This window comes from Nonlabens xylanidelens, assembly GCF_002934445.1.
In the GTDB taxonomy this organism is placed as follows: Bacteria; Bacteroidota; Bacteroidia; order Flavobacteriales; family Flavobacteriaceae; genus Nonlabens; species Nonlabens xylanidelens.
On the sequence record NZ_PTJE01000003.1, the window covers coordinates 146,844 to 161,853 of the forward strand.

At 32.5% G+C, this 15,010-nt stretch carries 15 protein-coding genes; 7 read left to right on the top strand and 8 right to left on the bottom strand.

The features are described from left to right. Nucleotides 1–19: 19 nt before the first annotated feature. Both LY01_RS08050 and mazG read right to left on the bottom strand, forming a co-directional pair. Nucleotides 20–649: a hypothetical protein gene (locus LY01_RS08050; RefSeq protein ID WP_105023059.1), complete on the bottom strand. Its 630-nt coding sequence runs from the start codon at nucleotides 647–649 to the stop codon at nucleotides 20–22. Between the two features lie 121 nt (nucleotides 650–770). After that, nucleotides 771–1,544, bottom strand: coding sequence for a nucleoside triphosphate pyrophosphohydrolase (mazG, locus tag LY01_RS08055; protein ID WP_104515334.1), 774 nt, complete (start codon nucleotides 1,542–1,544; stop codon nucleotides 771–773). 139 nt (nucleotides 1,545–1,683) lie between these two features. Here mazG and LY01_RS08060 point away from each other — a divergent pair, with 139 nt between their 5' ends. From LY01_RS08060 to LY01_RS15140, 4 genes are all read left to right on the top strand, one after another. Beyond that, complete coding sequence (locus tag LY01_RS08060) at nucleotides 1,684–2,436, top strand: thioredoxin family protein (protein ID WP_104515335.1); 753 nt, start codon at nucleotides 1,684–1,686, stop codon at nucleotides 2,434–2,436. 113 nt (nucleotides 2,437–2,549) lie between these two features. Further along, a complete protein-coding gene (locus tag LY01_RS08065) occupies nucleotides 2,550–3,254 on the top strand; it encodes an O-methyltransferase (protein ID WP_245890657.1) in 705 nt (234 codons plus the stop codon). Between the two features lie 56 nt (nucleotides 3,255–3,310). After that, on the top strand, nucleotides 3,311–4,012 hold the full coding sequence (locus LY01_RS08070) for an ABC transporter ATP-binding protein (protein ID WP_104515337.1): 702 nt from the start codon (nucleotides 3,311–3,313) through the stop codon (nucleotides 4,010–4,012). Continuing rightward, entirely contained in the window at nucleotides 4,000–4,164 is a 165-nt protein-coding gene (locus tag LY01_RS15140) for a hypothetical protein (protein WP_170034568.1), read from the top strand. Before LY01_RS08070 ends, LY01_RS15140 begins: the two co-directional genes overlap by 13 nt. 16 nt (nucleotides 4,165–4,180) lie before the next feature. On the opposite strand, the gene LY01_RS08075 is transcribed toward LY01_RS15140, so the two are convergent. From LY01_RS08075 to LY01_RS08100, 5 genes are all read right to left on the bottom strand, one after another. Then, nucleotides 4,181–4,855 (bottom strand): TlpA family protein disulfide reductase, encoded by a 675-nt coding sequence (locus LY01_RS08075; protein ID WP_104515338.1) that lies wholly within the window; start codon nucleotides 4,853–4,855, stop codon nucleotides 4,181–4,183. Nucleotides 4,856–4,972: 117 nt separating this feature from the next. Further along, a complete protein-coding gene (locus LY01_RS08080) occupies nucleotides 4,973–6,958 on the bottom strand; it encodes a DUF3352 domain-containing protein (protein ID WP_104515339.1) in 1,986 nt (661 codons plus the stop codon). A 135-nt stretch (nucleotides 6,959–7,093) separates the two neighbouring features. After that, nucleotides 7,094–7,759, bottom strand: coding sequence for a response regulator transcription factor (locus tag LY01_RS08085; protein WP_104515340.1), 666 nt, complete (start codon nucleotides 7,757–7,759; stop codon nucleotides 7,094–7,096). Nucleotides 7,760–7,768: 9 nt separating this feature from the next. After that, on the bottom strand, nucleotides 7,769–8,446 hold the full coding sequence (locus tag LY01_RS08090; RefSeq protein ID WP_170034570.1) for a sensor histidine kinase: 678 nt from the start codon (nucleotides 8,444–8,446) through the stop codon (nucleotides 7,769–7,771). 728 nt (nucleotides 8,447–9,174) lie between these two features. Next, a complete protein-coding gene (locus tag LY01_RS08100) occupies nucleotides 9,175–9,813 on the bottom strand; it encodes a hypothetical protein (protein ID WP_104515343.1) in 639 nt (212 codons plus the stop codon). A gap of 169 nt (nucleotides 9,814–9,982) precedes the next feature. On the opposite strand from LY01_RS08100, the gene LY01_RS08105 reads away from it, so the two are divergent. From LY01_RS08105 to LY01_RS15025, 3 genes are all read left to right on the top strand, one after another. After that, nucleotides 9,983–11,386: a hypothetical protein gene (locus LY01_RS08105; protein ID WP_104515344.1), complete on the top strand. Its 1,404-nt coding sequence runs from the start codon at nucleotides 9,983–9,985 to the stop codon at nucleotides 11,384–11,386. 196 nt (nucleotides 11,387–11,582) lie between these two features. Beyond that, complete coding sequence (locus LY01_RS08110) at nucleotides 11,583–12,149, top strand: hypothetical protein (protein ID WP_104515345.1); 567 nt, start codon at nucleotides 11,583–11,585, stop codon at nucleotides 12,147–12,149. A gap of 10 nt (nucleotides 12,150–12,159) precedes the next feature. Beyond that, complete coding sequence (locus tag LY01_RS15025) at nucleotides 12,160–13,986, top strand: hypothetical protein (RefSeq protein ID WP_146080397.1); 1,827 nt, start codon at nucleotides 12,160–12,162, stop codon at nucleotides 13,984–13,986. Nucleotides 13,987–14,204: 218 nt separating this feature from the next. On the opposite strand, the gene LY01_RS08120 is transcribed toward LY01_RS15025, so the two are convergent. Continuing rightward, a complete protein-coding gene (locus tag LY01_RS08120) occupies nucleotides 14,205–15,005 on the bottom strand; it encodes an alpha/beta hydrolase (protein WP_104515346.1) in 801 nt (266 codons plus the stop codon). Between the last annotated feature and the right edge of the window lie 5 nt (nucleotides 15,006–15,010).

Sequence of the window (15,010 nt, forward strand, 5' to 3'; positions counted from 1 at the left end):
GATCTACATCATTAACAATCTAATTTTTTGATTTATAAATAGTAACAGGTATATCTATTAAATACTTTTCGAGAAAATCTTTAACTTGTTTTTTTTGTACTTGGGATAATTTTAATTTATTCAAACGCTCTATCTGTCCAGCTATAGGTACAAATGAAATATGTTCATCTCCTATTCTAACTTCCTTTAATTCAGAAAGAAAAACATAGCTCTCACCTTGATTAGAACCTATTCTTAATCGATTTAATTCTACCTTTAAGATCATGATAATGTTATTCTTACTAGATAACATTAGGCTAACTAAAATATAAATAACAGAAGCTACAGATAGATAAACAAATATATGTTCCCATTCAAATACATATTTTACCTCTGAAAAAAAAGACCAAATAAAATAGATTATAGTCATAAGTGCAAACCCAGATAAAACTCTCACCAATATAGAACGCTCTTTATAAATAGAGAGATCTAAATAGGTTCCCGTTTTAATCAAACCAGGTTTTTCCATTTTCTTTAATGAATAAATTAAATTTATTAAAAGAATCAAAAAATTAACACCAATAAAAATAGAGGCACCTATTTGATAAATTTTCCCCATCGCATCCCAACCTATTATCACAATAGGCACTAAAAAGGCACTTATATTCATTAAATATTGAATATAAACAGGTTTTCTGATTGGACTTATTCGATTAATCAAAGTTTTTTTTACTTCAAAAAAAGAAAGATTTTTTTGTCGTATTGATTTGTTGTTACTCTCAATCATAACCTTACAACCTCTTAGCCTCTTCCCAAAACACATCCATTTCTGCAAGTGTCATATCTCTCAGTTCTTTGCCCAGTTCTTTAGCTTTGGATTCTAGGTATTGAAAACGTTTTATAAATTTCTTGTTCGTGCGTTCTAGTGCATCTTCTGGATTTACTCCTAAGTGCTTACCATAATTAACTAGTGAGAATAGCACATCGCCAAATTCAGCCTCGATCTTATCCTTATCTCCTGCATCTATTTCTACCTGCAGCTCTGCCAGTTCTTCTTCTAGCTTTTCTTTTACTTGTTCTGGCTTTTCCCAATCAAAACCTACTCCAGCTACTTTATCTTGTATGCGCTGGCTTTTTACCAGTGCTGGCAGTGATTTGGGCACACCTTCTAGCACGCTAGATTTCCCTTCTTTTAATTTCAGCGCTTCCCAGTTTGCTTTTACCTCTTCTTCATCCTTTACTTTTACATCTCCATAAATATGTGGATGTCTAGAAATCAATTTATCACAAATACCGTTTGCCACACTAGCGATATCAAAGTCGTTAGTCTCCGACCCTATTTTTGCATAGAACACAATATGCAGTAATAAATCGCCCAATTCCTTAGGAATCTCTTCCATATCCTTATCTAGAATTGCATCGCCCAGCTCATACGTTTCCTCTATAGTCAGGTGTCTCAACGACTCTAGCGTTTGCTTTTTATCCCATGGACACTGCTCTCGCAACTCATCCATAATGGTTAATAATCTATCTATGGCTTTGAGTTGATCCTTTCTGTTGTTCATTTTAGTCTATTATTTTGAGCGATTGAGAGCCTTTTGTGAGTTTGTTAGATTATTTTTATCTCGCTTTCGCGAAAGCGGATCTTTTATCCAACAATAATACTGGCATAAAATTAGTTACTTAAACTATAAAATCGACACGATGAGAATTCTATTTATAATTACTTTTTCACTTTTACTTTCTAACCTATCCGTAGCACAACAATATGTGACCGATGAAGATATGGAAGAAACGGTGATGGCAAACGACGACCAGATCAAAGTACTCTATTTTACTGCGCCCTGGTGTGGACCGTGTCAGTATATGAAACCGGTTATTAAATCCATAGCAGATGATGAGTCTGTTAACGTGACTATTTATAAAATGAATACCGATGATAACATAGCCGATGATATTCTAGGAGTTCACAGCATACCTACTTATTTCTTTATTAAAAATGGTCGTAAACTAGGACAAAGCGGTAGTGTCATGCGTCGCGACGAAATGGTAAAAATGATAGAAAGACACGACCGTCTGACTGTAAAAGGCGATCTACTACCTTATAAAGGAAAACCGTCTAAATATGAAATAGTAGAAGGTGCTCATGAAAAGCTGACTAAAAAAAACTTAGAACAACTCTGGTACAGTACTCACCAATTAAATGAACTGAGTTGGAAAATATATCAAAATCTTAATGACAAACAAGATTTAAACTGTGCTATAGTTTTAATAAACCGATCTATAGAACTAGAAGAAAATGTTTCTAATCTAGAGACTAAAGCGCATTTACTGCATAAAACAGGAGAAGATAAAAAGGCTTTAAAAACAGCAAAAAGAGCAAAAAAACTAGCCAATCGCAATAACGAGTCTGCTGCTATTGTTGAGCAGTTAATTGAAAAAATAGAAGCCGAATAGTATTTTTAAAGCATCTTTGTTCCTTTAAAAACTAAGCATTGTTTCATTTCATATTTTCATACTTCGCACATCTTCTTAAGTCGTTTCATTTACATGGTATACACTCACCATTTGTGTTTCAACTAGAGAAAAAATGCCTTAAAGATTCTACTACCTATACAGATTACTTAAAACTGTCTCAATATCGCAATAGTGTTAACGCGTCTAACAAAACTCTTCATATAGAAGATCATGGTGCGGGCAGCAGGGTTTTTAAAACTAACGACCGCAAGGTAAAAGACATTTTAAGACACAATTGCAGTACTCAAAAAGATGCGCAAATGCTTTATCGCATTTGCAATTATCTTAAAGTAAATACAGTACTTGAATTAGGTACATCACTAGGTATAGCGACTCATGCTATGGCTACAGCGAGACCAGATGCTATAATTACCACCGTAGAAGGTAGTCCAGAGGTTTATGAATATGCCGCAACTGCATTAGTTGATAACGGTATTGAAAATGTAAACTGCATCGCTTCTACTTTTAAAGAATTCTTTGATGAATATGATTTTAATGAAGTTACTTATGATCTTATTTATATAGATGGGCATCATGATGGTACAGCAACATTAAATTATTTTGAAGCTATACTGGATAAAGTGCACAATGACAGTGTAGTGGTTTTTGATGATATTTACTGGTCTACAGACATGACCGCTGCATGGAATAAAATATGCGCGCATTCTAAGGTAACCGCTAGTGTAGATTGCTTTGATATAGGTATGGTGTTTTTTAGAAAAGAACAATTGCCCGAACGTTTTTATATAAAATTGTAACTAAAAAACAATTGCTGCGTCATACTCGTACAAACTATAATTCATAACTTAGTTCCATGAGTGAAAATGTAATCGAAATAAAGAATATTATACGTGATTTTAAATTAGGTCAGGAAGTAGTTCATGTACTTAAAGGAATCGATCTAGAAATCAAAAAAGGAGATTACATCGCTTTTATGGGACCATCTGGATCTGGTAAATCTACTTTAATGAATTTATTAGGCTGTCTAGACACTCCTACTGCTGGTAGTTATAAGCTTAATGGTACAGATGTGTCTATGCTCACAGACGACCAGCTGGCAGACATAAGAAACACCGAGATAGGTTTTGTATTCCAAACGTTTAATCTACTGCCTAGAACTACTGCACTAGATAACGTTGCTTTACCTATGATATATGCAGGTAAATCAAAGAAAGACCGTGTTGCAAGAGCTACAGAGGTACTTACTAGTGTAGGCCTAGAAGACCGCATGGATCACCAGCCTAATCAATTATCTGGTGGACAGCGACAGCGTGTAGCTGTAGGAAGAGCGCTGGTTAATAATCCTTCTATCATTCTTGCAGATGAACCTACTGGAAACCTAGATTCTAAAACTGGAGTAGAAATCATGGCACTTTTTGATAAAATCCATGCAGACGGGAATACGGTAATATTAGTAACTCACGAAGAAGACATTGCAGAGCATGCACATCGCGTTATAAGACTGCGTGATGGCGTTATAGAAAGTGATACAAGAAATAGACCATGGAAATCTTAAGCGAGAATAAAGACTGGATTTATATAGGTGCCGTTTTACTGGCATTTGTCATATTTATGTTTTGGAATAAAAGTAAACAAGGCAGTATAAAAGACCGCAAACGTCGCAATTTTAAGCAACGTTTAAATGAAAAAAGAAAAGATCGAGAGTAAGATTCAATCTACTCTATTACATTACTTTTCTTAAATCAGATTTTAAATCATTCATTTGATAAGTTAGATCTCCGTAAACATTTTTTATAAAGCCATTCTTATCTAATAAAATGGTCATAGGAAATGCTTGTATTCTTAAAGAATCTATTTGTTTGCGAGCATCTGTAATATGATCAAAGTCGAATTTAGTCGTTTTTAAAAACTCATCTACTCTAGACTTCTCATTAAAAGTAATCGCGATAAAATTAACATCGCCTCTCATTTGTTTTTTAAGGCTATTTAATTTGGGCATCTCACTTATACAAGGCGCACAACTCGTAAACCAAAAATTAAGTACTGTAGATTTACCATCTAGATCTTTAAGAGTAAGCACAGAGCCATCTGCCTTTTTAAAGTCTTCTAGCACAAACTTTTCTCCTATTTTCTCCCTATGAATAGCAAACGGATCAAAGGGTTTTCTATCCGATTTCTCAGTAATAACTAACTTAGTACGTTTTATAACCGAGTCATTGCGACGTATGGTAGAGATAAAATCTGCTTTCACATCTCCCATATCCTTTAAACTTGCTTTGAGTTTATCAAAACTAGCCTCGTTCATAATCTCACCGTTAGGTAAGAGATAAAAGGTTTCTTCTTGAGCGACAGCTGTCAAACTTAAAAATATCGTGATAAGAATAAGAAGTTTTTTCATAGAATAAATGTAATAAAATGAATGTAATAAGTATCGAGACACAACCAGCAGGTCTCCTATAAATAAGAAACTGGCCTTGTTCTTATGTTATCATATTTCGAGCCAAATTTCATAAAATTAGAATCGCTTTTTATGGAATAACTTTCCATCTCTTAAATAAGCTCTCCAGGTACCGTCCTGTTTACCGTCGTCATAACGTCCAGAAATCTTTAACTGTCCATCAAAATAATATTCTTTATAACGACCGTCTGGCATTCCATCCTTGAGATAAACCTTCATTTTAAGTTTACCGTTATTAAATTTTTGCTCGTAAAAATTTGCCGTGAAATCATCAGGGAAAATAGGAGCAATATTAAAGATGGTTTCCTTATTTATTTCTTCTTTTTTAATAGTCACTAGATCAAGTGGTACGTCTTTATTGCGTTCTTCTAGTTGTATAGCCTCATAGTCATAATCACGGTCATAATGTATAACCGCCTTTGACTCAAAGAAGTTTTCTTGTGCCTCTAACTCCAGTCCTATTTGTGTAAACTGAGAGAAAAAAGCCTCGTTTTGTTTCAGTTCTTTACGAGAGTTTTTATTGAGATATTTTCCAGACGCATTACTTAACTTATTAGTATCTACATATAAAAACACATTACTCTCAGAGTTGAATTCATCAATAAAATCACGATAATACTCGTCAGACATTAAGGTAGTTTCTTCTTCAAAACTGTCTATGAATAACTTTAAAGTCTTGGGCGAGTTACTAAAAATCACATATTCATCTATGATGGTATAATATGGTTTTTCAATATTCTCAAACAGTGAGCCTATGATCAATTTAAAAAAGCCTTTAATCTCTAAGTAGTTGATTTTATAACCTCTGTAATCTACTTCTTTAAATTTTACAGGTGTTTTCTTTCTTATTTGTTCTTCAATAAATTTTAATCTTTCCAGAGCATCATCGGTATCTTTTGTTTTTATGGCAAGTGCTAGACCTTCTTTTTCAGATAAATTTGGGGCATCCGCTTTCGCGAAAGCGAGCTCATCATCCATCCAATCGTAAAAATCACGCTGTAAGTCTATATCTAGCAATTCTTCTATTTGTTTCCTGCCCGTTTCATATTCTGCCACCATTTCTGGCTGCTGCTCACCTAATAAGTTGTAAAAATTATGGTGTAGAGTAGAAAAATCGTCAAAACCAAAACTTAAATACAATGCCGTTTCTTGAGGTAAAATCGTAGTGGCGTCTATAGAACCAGTTCCAGACTCATGCAGTGCGTTTATAAAACTCTGTGCTGTCTGGTCTCCGTTAGTATATCCTTTTGCTACTAATAATCGATCGTTATCGACATCTATTTGAAAACCAGAAAAACTAAAATGATCTTCTAGTAATTTTACAAATGGGCTCTCATCGTTAGAAAATGCTTTGTAATAATCGGTTAAGTATTTATGATTTAAGTAAAAACGGAATAAATCGTTCTGTTTTACTTCTCTTTGAATTTCTAGAAACTGAAGGTCGCGACCTATTTCTGGAGAGGCAAATTCGTCTATACTTTTTTCTACCAGTGAGTGCGTATAGCTGGCTATCATCTGATTTTTCACAAAGGCAATAGACAGAATCTCATAGGTAGTTTTATCAGTTACCTCAGTAATTTCTATCTCTTTATAAAGACGTTTTGTAACTGTAAAATCACCGGTAAGCAACTGGTTAATATTGTTTTTAAGTAAATTGAGCTGCGATAATTTTTGCATATCTACGATGTATAGAAAAGCATAATCGTCACGCTTAATCATGTGAGCGCTCAAAATAATATCACGATCTCCTATCATTTCAAAAAGATCACTCTCTGATTGAAAAAGAGAGTCCACGGCATTCAATTTGGCACTCATTTTATGAATGTCATCATTAGTTTGTAAATGATCCCAGATCTCACTCTCAGCAAGTGTATTCATGTTGCGCAACGGCTCGTCCATCTCCATAAAAAACACCGCATCTCTAGGTACTAGGTATACCGCATTAATTTTATCTTCTTCTAGAGCAAAAATGGAAAGCGCCTGATATCCTAGATAGCCTAGAATAGCTATAACCAATAACCAAATGATTTTTTTACGAGTCATAATGAAGAACAGTTGAATGTCTTCTCAAATATCTGAATTCTAAATTTAAAAGTGGGTGAAATAGAAATATTGCTCAAAAAATATTTTATGGCAAAAAAAGCAATTACTCTATACTATTTAATAGGCAAGCTATACTTAAACAAAAGGTTTAGTAAGCTTATGAGCAAAAGAATACAGTACTAAACCGACTTTGGATTTCACATCTAGTTTCTGAAAAAGCTGTGACCTACAAGCGTCTACTGATTTTATCGAGAGATTCATCTGGTCTGCTATTTCTTGATAGGTGTATTCTTTCTCATCACAAACGAGTTCTAGTAGTTGTAATTCACGAGCAGTTAAATTTGCTTTTTCTTCTTTGGTAAGTTGTTCTATGGTGTTTTTGTTACGTAATAACCGTAGAATCTCTTCAAAATTATCGTAGCCAGTAGTGACTACGTTAGTGATCGATTGACCTAATTCTGGAGCCTGGCAAGTTTTAGAAAGAAAACCTCTTGCACCTTTGTCATAGGCCTCTACTTTGATTTTATCTTCAATATTTTGAGTAAGCATGAGAAATTTTATGTTAGGATTAATTTCTTTAGCTTCTTGAAGGACTTCAAGACCATTCATCATAGGCATGGAATAATCTAGAAGATAGACATCGGGCAATTCTTTATTATCAGGTAAATTATTAATAAAAGAAACACCACTAGAATGTTCTTCTGTAACTACATAATCTCCCATGTTTTGGAGCAACTGACTCAATCCTTTACGTACGATGTCATGGTCATCAATAATCCCTATGTTAATTTTCTTTGCCATGCTTTAAAATTAAGCTATTTCTTTAACTAGCTGGATGTGTGTCCCTTTTTGCTCTTGAGACTTTACTTGAAGTTCATAACCTATCAATTCGCTACGCAATTTCATATTGGTAAAACCATTAGTAAGCGACTCATTATTTATTTCAAATCCTTTCCCATTATCTATGAAAGAAAAAGAAGGTTGCTCAGGATTTGATACATTTATAGTAAACTCACCAGCTCTAGAATGTTTAAGCATATTATTGAGTACCTCTTGAAAAATACGGTACAAAATAATCTTCTCATCTAGAGAAAAATAGAAATCTTCTCTGTTAGAAATGTCTATACTGCAAACCACTACTCCTAGCCTGTTCACTCGTTCTATTTCTTTTTCTATAACCTTGAATAACGGCGTTTTTATTAAAGAATTTGAAGTCATGGAATGACTTAAGTCACGTAAATTAATAGCAAGATCATTAACCGTTGTACTAACAGGTTGTATGATTGCTGTTAATTCTGGTTGCTGTAATTTGATTTGCTCCAGTTGCAAGTTCAAATAGGTAAGACGCTGTCCAGTATCATCATGCAAGTCTAGAGCGATGTTATTAAGCGTTTCTTCTTGAGTTTCTAGCACAGCTTTACTAACTGCTTTTTGATGTTCCAGTTGTTTGTCAAAAAGGATTTGGTTGTATTTTTTGACTTTAGCCACATAGACTTTTATCAATATAGCACAGAAAAGTAGCGCCATACAGACGAAGAGAAAAGTGATGATAATTCCTATGGCGATGTCAGTCATTTGCTATTTGAGTTTTACCATCGTTTCTTGATTTTATGATGTAGAGGATTAAGAGTGAGTAGTAGATGATATTACCACCATTTTGGAGGATGTTGTAAAGTGTTCTTCCTCCTATTTTTATCATTCTCATTTCGCTGTCGCGAAAGCTAAACACAAAACTCATGGCAAAAAAGAAAGAAAGAGGTGCAGACAGCAGCAGAAAGTTATTTGACTTAAAATGATTTAAGTCTTCAAGTTTTAAAAGTTGAAAATTTTTAAAAATAAAGTATAATAGATAGATGCCCGAACCTATTAGAAAAGTATTGAATGTAATTTGTTTAGTTTCTATAAACAGGATATTTATCAACGAAAACATTATATATGAATATACAATAATCAAATCGATTTTAAATTTCTTAAGAAGATAAACTATAAGATAGATCCACAGACCTGTGTGAAAGAATATATGCAAATTATAAACATGTACAATTGGAAATGTAAAAATTGTCTTACCTAAGAGTAATGCCATTTCAGAAATTAAATTTACCACCAAAATACCATATAGAATTTTATATGTTGAATTACTACGATAAAAAATCGTAGCAACTACAAAAGTTGCTACCACTATTATTGTAACCAAAGTGATAATATTAAACATTGTTTTAAATATGTTTCACTTTTTTTATTTCACCAACAAACGATGAAGATACGCCAGATTGTCTAGCTGGAGCTGGAGGTGGATCATAAGAGATATCAAAAGTTCCTTCTTTCCCATTTCCCTGTATTTTTAAAGCTAATGATTTATAATGTTTATCATTATATCCAAAGAAAATTTTTGCATTTTCTCCAAATTTTTCTTGTAAACCTTTTATAAAAGGCATTGAGAAGGTAAATTCATTTTTTGAGCCAGATCTATTGATTAAGCCATCAATTCCAATTGAATCAAAGTGTAGAGAAGTTATTTTTGAACCATTAAAAATAGTTTCAACAAAAATATATCGATGATAGTTGAAATCAAATGATTTTGCTCCACTTTTATCTATCCACTCAGCCAATGTTTTTGGAGGCTGCTGTAAATTTTCATACTGAACATATCCAGATGTTATTTTATGGTTAGTTCGTGATAACTCAGATTGCTCATTATAGTTTACAATTAAATGATTTTTTCTTATCAAATGTAGAGTTTGTAAACCGTCAATATTTGAAATATCAAGGTAGTGCTTATCATTATCCTTATAATAAACTACATCGTAACCATTATAATCTGGCTCTTCAGTAAATACTAAATGCTTTTCTGGCATAATAAAATTTGTTTAGTTAAACCCTAAAACTAATTCATTCTTTTTAGATTAAATTAGGTAAAACCCTATTTCTTAAAAGAATAGTCCTAAATCAATTAGGAAAAGTCCTTGAATAAGAGGCGTATGGAGTATTTAGGTTTGTGGTGTTGAAAATTTAAACATCCTAATCATGAGATCAATTCTATTCACATTATTCTTATTAGTAACATTTTTATCATCTAGTCAAATTAACGATATAGAATTCGCAGAGAAAAAAGGGTTGGTAACCTCGGAAGCATTTAATGAAGTTGTCAAAGAGGATTTTGGATACCTCATATTCAACAATTTCACTCCAGAACAAGGTGCAAGCATCACTGCAAAAGAAACAGATACAAAATTACAAGTAAGCTTAAAAGTATTTGAAAGTAACTACGGTATTTTCACTACGAGCATTTCTGCAAATGCTAGTGATGGAGTGTATTTTTTTGATGAAGATCAAGGGCAGTCTGCTCAAATTAATGCAAACTACTTCAAATTCTTCAAACCTAGTTACAAATACTATGAACCTGAGGATAAGGATAAAAACGGTTTTCGAAAGGTAGTTTATGACTCTTTAAGCATTCCTAAAAAAACATTAGAAAAGATTCAAACAGAATTAATAAACGAACAAAAATTAAAAAAAGACACTGCATTATACAAATCCTACTTAAAACAGATTAATAAATCTTTAAACCACTTAAAATATTTATCTAGTATCTACATCAATAGTGATAAATCTATAGGTTTCAGTAAACTTAAACCTGAAAAAGCAATTAAAATTGACATTCATGATAAGAACGGAGATCTAAGTAATCTAAAAATTGCCGGCGAATTGAACAAAGTAGTTGCAAAAACCGATAAAATCAAAAAGATGTTTATAGGATTAGAAAAGATGTTGGCAAAAAAAGCATGGAAAACTAAGAGACTTTGGTTTATCAGTGCTCATGCTACCTACCAAAGAGAATCATTCAATAGATTTATACCTAATTCAACACTTTCCTTCAATCAACAATTTGCCTTACAGACTGGAGATATATTTAGTAGTAGAATTTATGGAAGCTATTTTCAGCAAAGAATAAGTCCAGAGAAATATAAATACATTCCAAAAATAATTGTTTTCAGACCATTTATGGAATTTGGAAGAATATCAAATCGAATAAATTTCTCAGAAATCACTATTAATTCTAATGAAATTATTAGCAATACTACCTCTACCAACCAGTCTAGAACTGCATATATTGGAGAAAACTCTTATGAGTATGGTAATTCGATCCAAATAGGTGTGGAAGCATACTTATTTCCTGTGAACTATAATTTTGGATTCTTTGCCCAAATAGGACATCAATGGAATCATTTTTCAAGATTAAAAAATGTAAAAAATAAAGAACTAACACCTTTTAGAGCAGGAATCTTAGTCGGCTTTAAAGGCAAAAACAAAAAACCAGCAGTCACAGCCCAGTTTTTCATTGATCGAACTGATTTTAGTCTTGCACCTAATGGAAATGATTCTGACTTGAGAGTTGGATTAAGTCTTGGAATTCCATTTAAATTTTAACTCTAATATTTTCTAAAATATACCCTAAACAGGGTATTTCTTCAAAATTCATAATTAATTAATCTTACCAAAAATTAAAAACTAGAACCTTGATAAATAACTCACTCTCTTTCAACAGCTCCAATCTTCTTTTTACCACAAAACTTTTGAGTAAAAGTATACATCATCATTATATCGTATCATTTAAAAAATAACGATGCCAAGAATAATAATCATAATTGCCTTTTTCATTTCTACAGTTAGCTGGTCTCAAACAGAAAAAATAATAAGTACACGTATCATTTCTCAAACCGTTGACACAAAGTACAACGGTAGTTTTACCTTCAAAGCTAATCTAGTTCTCAACACGGATTTATTTCAAGGAATAAACATTATGGCAGGGTTAAAAGATTTTCAACTGATTGAGTACTCTTTCAAGAATAAATTAGCTACAAACCTACCTCATCAAAACTTCCCTATTCCCATTCAAACACCTCAAGTTGATTTAATAACAACATTAAGATTTACAAATGGTCAGGAGTCAGTAGATATTAGAAAGATCTTTAAATCGGTTGACAATCGGTCTTGGGGAGGACTTGACAGGAACTGGTTAGATACTGAAGATCGTGATAAAATATATAAAACTTTCAGCATCCATCAAGATAACCAAGAACTATTTTACAAGCTGAAAATTGAAATTATCAACCCTGAAATTAAAATATCCTTTTATAGTGGACGTATTTCTGAAACCCTAGAACCTATCAAAAAACGATTAACCAACTAACAAATTAATTATGAATTTAAAAAAACTGTTACTTTTAACAATTCTTATTACTAGTTTACAAATATATGGTCAAACTAGTACTAATGTAAAAGTTACTCATTTTCCAGGAAACACCTTGGTGGATGGAGTTTCTACTTTTGTAGCACCCAAATATATCAGACTTTCTACAAATGGACAAAATTGTTTCAACTTCTTAGATGTACAGGTTTATGTCAGAGCTTCTAGTGACAAACAAAAACCATATAAATTCAAAGTAGAGGTTACCAATAACAGCAATTATGATGTTAATTTAGCTACCTCTATGTGGGGATTAGGTAATGGCGGTTCTCATACCATTAAGTCTGGCGTTACATATGATGGTCTTGGTGGAAATAATTATACTGAAAAATATCCTACTATTAAAGTTTATCAAATTCAGGTTGAATATAACCAAAGTGATCAAGAACAATATGGAGTACCTAGTATTACTAATGATTTAAGCTGTGGGCAAACTCCAGAGTCTTATAAAAATCAAAAATTAGTACAAAAAGAAAAAAAAGATGAAATAGTCATTTTAAGAAACGAATTAAATGCTCTGGGTAATTCTGAAGAAGATTTAAATGAGAAATTAAGTATCTTAAAAAAGCTTGAAAATAAAGACCCTAATCGTAATTATCAAAATCAAATCTCAAATACAGAACAAGCCTTGAAACGTTTAAATGAGGAAAAAGAAAAGAAACGTAAAGAAGAGGAAGAAAAAAAGAAGGTTGAAAAAGCCAAAAAGGAAAAAGAGAAAAAGGAAAAAGATGAGGCTACAAAAGTTGCGGAAGAAAAAGATGAAGTAGAAAAAAAGCAAGCTACGATAAATGAAGAACGAGAAGCGCAAGAGCGCAAAGCCCAACAAGAAAAAGCAGCTGAAGAAGAGAAACAAAGAAAAGCTGCCGAAAGAAAACAAGCAAGACGAGAATATGAAGATAGAGTAGCGTCTCAGAACAAACAAAACATGGCTGTAGCAAGCAGCGCTGCGGCATCTTCGGCAACTGTACTTTATATGCTAGCAGGAGTCGTTTATCAGGGTTCTGGCCGAGCCAATCCTGATAGAATTTTTAAAGGAGAAGGAGTGTATTTTGGTTTAGATTTTGGTTACAGTAGTACTATAACTAGTATAGGATTTAATTCTAGCACCACTACTTTTGATAGCAGTGATAATGCTAGAACTAAAGAAGAGTTTACAGATTACGGAATTGTTAATATTAATTTTGATGTTAATCCTAAATTCGGTTATGAAACAGAACACTACGGTGGCTATGGTTACGGTACATTAAGAGCTGGATTCTCACCATTCTTTGACTCTTTTGGACTTTCCTATGACCTAGGTGCGAGAGCTTATGGAGGTTTAAAATGGGTAAAAGGATACGTCGACTACCAGATAGGAAATAGATCATATAGTGCAAATGCGTGGCTAGATTCTGAAGAACTAGGATCTGGTAAAGCAAATTATAATTTCAATCGATTAAGTTTAGGTACGCAATTCAGCTGGTACGGTAACTCTAGAACTGCAGCAAGAAATCACATTACTATTGGTGTCATGTTTGATAAAATAACTAGTGATGATGATAATTTATTTGTACAACAATTAGAAGATGATAATATAAGCGGAGATACTCCTAGTTATACAGGCTATAGTTTTGAATGGAAACATGATCATCACGGAATTTTATCAATTGAATACTTCCCTACATACCCTATTGTTGGTAATATAGATGGTACATCAAGAAATGACTTCGGGAACGATGGGTCTACTTTTATTCAATTGGGGTATACCAGAACAGTAGACAGTTGGTTTACTAAAAAATAAGCAGAAACTGATTTGTTGTTCTAAACCTATAAATATTTGATGAAATCCATTTTTTTTACTTCATATCAAAATCTTAAAAAAATTAAGATTTTAATTTACATTACGATTAATAACAATTAGGGAACGTTATTAATTCTAAAACCTCCATTTATAATTAATAGAGGTTTTTACTTTTTGTATTAAGAAACATCTGTTTCCCCTATTCAACTAACTATTTTTTAATTATTTAAAATTTCATTGAGCTTTTGTAATGCTTCTATATTACCTCCCATACCGTTATGACCTTGATTTTCTAATTTATATAATGGAATATCAAATTCTTTGCTCAGCATTACAGAAGATTCTATGGGTATTACTTTATCCTCTACACCGTGAAATAAATATATAGGCATATCGCATTCTTTTAAATACTCATTTGTAGCAAGATCATATCTTAAAATAAACGTCGGTATTAAGGAATACTTACGTTTCATCATATCGGTCATGCTGTAGTATGGTGATTGTAATATTAGTTTTGCTGGTTTATTTTTAGATGCAAGATGTGCTGCAATACCTGTACCTATAGAATATCCTAAAACATGAATCTTATCTTCTGTATAGGTCTTTTTAAGGTCATCATAAACATCTTGTGTATCTTCAAAAAGTTCTTCTTGATTTGTGATATGGTCAGAGCTTTTCCCGTACCCAGAATAATCCATCATTAAAACATCATAGCCTAATGGTAAAAAATTCTCTGACTCATTACCTACAGATTTTAAACTACCAGCGTTACCATGTAAATAAAGAATGACACCTTTTGAGTTTTCATTTTTAAATAATAAGGTGTTGATACGGTGTCCAGATCTGGCGACAATATCTCTTTCTATAAAATAATTCTTAAATTCAAATTTATGCTCTTGCGTTAATTGCTCTGGAAAAAAGAGTATGCTTTCTTGATAGAAATAAAGCAAACTACAAACTAACACATAGCCTGCTATAGCAACGATAACAAGACCCTTAAATAATTTCTTTAAAAACATATTTA